This is a genomic window from Bacillus sp. JJ1521, from assembly GCF_036965165.1.
Taxonomy (GTDB): domain Bacteria; phylum Bacillota; class Bacilli; order Bacillales; family Bacillaceae_L; genus Ferdinandcohnia.
In genome coordinates this window covers 21,361-25,698 of record NZ_JBALOX010000133.1, presented here as the reverse complement: position 1 = coordinate 25,698, position 4,338 = coordinate 21,361, and the positions used below count along the sequence as shown (strand labels likewise).

The window sequence follows — 4,338 nt, the reverse complement described above, 5'->3', positions numbered from 1 at the left end:
GGGCGCAAATACGCCATGGCGTATTTGATTGTATTAAGCTTGAAGGCATTGCCTTCAAGCTTTTTTTGTTATCTATTTTTTATTGCCTGACTAAATCGTTTTAAACCTTCTTCCAACAGCGACCTTGGACATGCGATGTTGATTCGGGTGTAGCCTTCCCCTACTTTTCCAAAAATATATCCTTCATCAAATGCGACTTTTCCTTGTTTTTGGATGACATGTTCTAGCTCCTTGGCATCCAATCCGAGTTCACGGCAATCAAGCCACACGAGATAAGTTGCTTCAGGTTCAATCACTTTTACCTCAGGAATATTAACCTTTATATACTTTTTTAGAAAATCAAGATTTCCTTGTAAATAGTCGATGAGTTGGTCAAGCCATTCATCGCCTTCCTCATAAGCTGCAATTAGTGCAGTTACGCCAAATGTATTAGTCATGCCGATAAACCGATCCTCGAGTGCTTTATTAAAACTTTCACGAAGTTCCTGGTTCGGAATAATGATATTGGATATTTGCAAGCCAGCAAGATTAAAGGTTTTGCTTGGTGCAGTACATGTAATGGAATTTTGTGCAAACTCTTCGGATATCGATGCAAATGGAATATGATCATTTCCTTTATATATAAGGTCAGAATGAATTTCGTCGGAAACAACAAGTATATTGTGCTTCAAACAAATTTCACCTAGTTTTGTCAGTTCATCCTTTGTCCATACACGACCGACAGGATTATGTGGATTTGAGATAATAATCATTTTAACAGATGGATCAATCTTTTTCTCAAGTTCATCAAAATCCATATAATAACGACCATTTTCAAATCGTAAAGGATTATTGACAATCTCGCGGGCGTTCTTTTCAATCACACTCATAAACGGATAATAAACAGGCTGCTGAATCACAATTTTATCTCCAGGATTTGTAAAGTTTTGAACAATTATACCAAGCGCTGGTACAACACCAGGTGTAAAGCAAATCCAATCCTTTTCGATTGTCCAGTTATGGCGGCGTTTCATCCACCCCACAGTTGCTTCATAATAGGAATCTGGTCTGATTGTATACCCAAAAATTCCGTGCTCCACTCGCTTTTGTAAAGCATCAATGACTGGCTGTGGAACCTTAAAATCCATGTCAGCCACCCACATCGGAAGAATTTCTTTATCACCAAATAAATTTTCTACCTCGTCCCACTTCACTGAATTCGTCCGTAATCGATCGATGGATTCATCAAAATTATACTTCAAGATAACCCCTCCGTTTATATTATCAAATGCGCCTTGGCGTATTTGCGCCCAGATTTTAGGCCCACAGGATGTGGCGTTCTTAGTCTTTGATCTTACTGCTCGAAAATTTCCTTTGAAAATCTGTGGCATCCGCCGGAGGCTACTTTACTAGAACAAGGGTATTGTCCTTGCTCTAGTATAGGCTTTTTATTGCAACATTTTCTGGAAGCTTAAACGGATTCTCTTTGTTGATATGATCGTAAAACATGATTCCATTTAGATGGTCGATTTCATGTTGGAATACAATTGAAGCATACCCTTTTAAGCGTAGTGAAACCTCTTGCCCGTTGAGATCAAAGGCTTTTATTTTTATTTTTTCATATCTTGGAACATAGCCTTCTACCGGGCGATCGACTGAAAGGCATCCTTCTCCTTCCGGCAAATAGGTCATCGAAACAGAATGGCTGATAATTTTCGGATTCACTATGTAATACTCATATAATTTGTCATCAAAGTCCGTAAAATAAGTGACAAACATGCGCTTATTAAGACCGACCTGGTTAGCAGATAGACCAACTCCAGGGCGCAAACCGTACTTTTTCGCAAGCTCTGGGTCCTGGCTATTTTTCAAATAATTCATCATGCTAATAAGGGATTCCTTGTCTTCTTCCGAAGGTGGTACAGAAACCTCTTCTGTTTTTTGGACTAAAATCGGATCCCCCTCACGAACAATTTCCTTCATCGTAATGATGTAATCTGATTTATAATACATTTTTTTCATCTACCTTTTTTCACTATTTTATGTATTAATCTTATCTTTCCCTAAAGTCTATGTCCATTGATATACAGTTTTTCACAATCCTTCTGTTGTATTCCTGTAAAAAAGAAAAATGCCACCAAAGCTGGAGGCACATTAGATTGTTTTTAATAATGAACTAAAAACTTCACTACTCATTGTTTTATAGCCTTCACCTGTTAAATGAATGCCATCATCACTAATAAAGTCATTTAAGTCCCCTGAATGTTTCATCGCTGAACGAACATCAATCTTAAGGACATTTAATTGTTGAGCTAAACTGTTCAAGCTGCGATTATACAGGCCATGCCAGTGCTCAATTCCTCCTTGAAGGCTAATCCAATGACTGATCGAGCTTCCATACGTTTTAGCAAGCATTTTATAATATCGAACGGGGTCAAGGGGTGGCAAAGTCATCAAAATAGGCGTGCTATTTGTTTCTTGTATTCTCTGAATCAATTGTTTTAGGTTTTCAATATAGCGTTCAATTGGGACAATTGGTTGATGACGGGCTTCAGGGTTTTCCGCCACTTCATCCCATTTAAAATTGCAGTCATTGCCTCCAATATTAATAATGACGTAATCCGGATGTTCAGCAATTACATCTTTCTCAACACGTGACAATAATAAATCGGAGTTATCATTAAATACACCTTTGTTAATGACAGTGAAATGATCAGAAGCGAATTGCTGTAAAAATGCTGGATAATTCTCTTTTAAAATCCGCATGCGACCTTTCACAAATGAAACACCTCTCGTTAAACTATCACCAAAGCATACAATCTTCATATTTATCACCGCTCATCATTTGTTTTATTCGCGTTACCACCATACGTAGTTATCTATACTACATATAATCATATCCCTATTACATCAAGTAGTCAAGATTTACTTTCTGGTGGTTTTAGGATAAACTAAATTACATATAATATCTGAAAATGAGGTTGTTACAGTGGATTTTGAGAAGGATTTATTCAACATTTTAGATAAAAATATTTTTTTAGAGGATATTCCTCAAATTGATTTATATATGGATCAGGTCATTCAACTCTTTGAAAATACATTTAACACCGCTAAAAGGAATGAAGATGAAAAGATCCTAACGAAAACAATGATTAACAATTACGCAAAAGGTAAGCTATTGGTCCCGATAAAAAACAAAAAGTATTCTAGAGAGCATTTGATTTTATTAAGCATGATTTATCAACTGAAAAGTGGCCTATCAATCAATGATATTAAGGCAACACTCGAGGATGTAAATCATCGGATTATGAATGATGAGGAATTTGATCTAGAGAAATTTTACAAAGGTTATCTTGCTTTATCTAAAAAAAATTCGGCTGAATTTAAAGCGGATATTGATATAAAAATGAAGGATGTATCTGACGAAATGGACTATTCCGAGGATGAACAACTTAAAAAAGTACTTTTGATTCTATCCTTTATAACAGTTAGTCAATTTTATCGTCGTGCTGCGGAAACATTGGTAGATGAGCTAATAGCTGAACAAGTTGAAAAAAAAGAAAAGTGATTCGCTCACTTTTCTTTTTCCGCTATTCTACACTATTGATTAATCCATTCATCATTTCTTTATCCATCGGCCCCACGATTTTTTTACGAATAATGCCCTTTGAATCAATTAAATAGCTTGTTGGAATGGCGTAAGCTTGATAGATTTGTCCGATTTCTCCTTGCTCGTCAAGCATGACTGGAAAGGTTAGCTCATATTCATCAACAAACTTTGCCACATCAGATCTCTTTTTCTCCGCGGTTGTTAAATTAACAGATAAAAGTACAGCATTGAATTCTTTATTTTCTACGTAAAATTCCTGCATATGAGGCATTTCTGCTTTACAAGGTGGGCACCAGCTCGCCCAAAAGTTTAAGATCACTTTCTTTCCTCTGAACTCCGAAAGCTTCATTTCTTCCCCGCTTATTGTTTTTAAAGTAAAATCAGGCGCCATATGACCAACAGAGATTCCGATTTTATGTTCAACTGTTTCGACCTTTTCTTTTGGGGTTGCGAAAGAAATATTGCTACTGACTGTCCACACGATAAGCCCAGTTAAACCAACGATAAGTGCTGCTTTTCTAAACAAATGGAACACTTCCTTTTTCTGTTGTCCTCTATAATAGAATGTCAACAATAAAAGAAAGAATGCACACATTGATTTTATAAAATGAAGCATAACTTGTTCCTGTAACCAAAATAGCGCTAGTAGATCGAAGAGCATCATGGTTACAATGCTTACGATTAGAATTGATCGAAAGAGAACAAATGCACCTACCGTCACCTTTTTAAAGTGGTACAGAATATAAAGT

At 36.4% G+C, this 4,338-nt stretch carries 5 protein-coding genes; 1 reads left to right on the top strand and 4 read right to left on the bottom strand.

The annotated features are described in order from the left end of the window. Window positions 1-68 precede the first annotated feature (68 nt). The 3 genes from V7147_RS17435 to V7147_RS17425 all read right to left on the bottom strand — a co-directional run bounded on the left by V7147_RS17435 (window position 69) and on the right by V7147_RS17425 (window position 2,805). Complete coding sequence (locus tag V7147_RS17435; protein ID WP_335369105.1) at window positions 69-1,241, bottom strand: MalY/PatB family protein; 1,173 nt, start codon at window positions 1,239-1,241, stop codon at window positions 69-71. A 172-nt stretch (window positions 1,242-1,413) separates the two neighbouring features. After that, complete coding sequence (gene def / locus V7147_RS17430; RefSeq protein ID WP_335369104.1) at window positions 1,414-2,001, bottom strand: peptide deformylase; 588 nt, start codon at window positions 1,999-2,001, stop codon at window positions 1,414-1,416. Between the two features lie 132 nt (window positions 2,002-2,133). Next, the gene (locus V7147_RS17425; protein WP_335369103.1) at window positions 2,134-2,805 is read right to left on the bottom strand and encodes an SGNH/GDSL hydrolase family protein; all 672 of its coding nucleotides are present in this window, start codon (window positions 2,803-2,805) and stop codon (window positions 2,134-2,136) included. A gap of 163 nt (window positions 2,806-2,968) precedes the next feature. Here V7147_RS17425 and V7147_RS17420 point away from each other — a divergent pair, with 163 nt between their 5' ends. Next, window positions 2,969-3,547: a DUF1836 domain-containing protein gene (locus tag V7147_RS17420; RefSeq protein WP_335369102.1), complete on the top strand. Its 579-nt coding sequence runs from the start codon at window positions 2,969-2,971 to the stop codon at window positions 3,545-3,547. Window positions 3,548-3,569: 22 nt separating this feature from the next. Here the strand turns inward: V7147_RS17420 and V7147_RS17415 are convergent. Next, window positions 3,570-4,338, bottom strand: a 769-nt coding sequence (locus tag V7147_RS17415; protein ID WP_335369101.1) for a peroxiredoxin family protein, incomplete at its 5' end; no start/stop codon positions are given.

What these genes read in the sequence shown, in the direction of transcription:
- def (WP_335369104.1), bottom strand. Translation starts at nt 2,001, where the DNA reads ATGAAAAAAATGTATTATAAATCAGATTACATCATTACGATGAAGGAA.
- V7147_RS17425 (WP_335369103.1), bottom strand. Translation starts at nt 2,805, where the DNA reads ATGAAGATTGTATGCTTTGGTGATAGTTTAACGAGAGGTGTTTCATTT.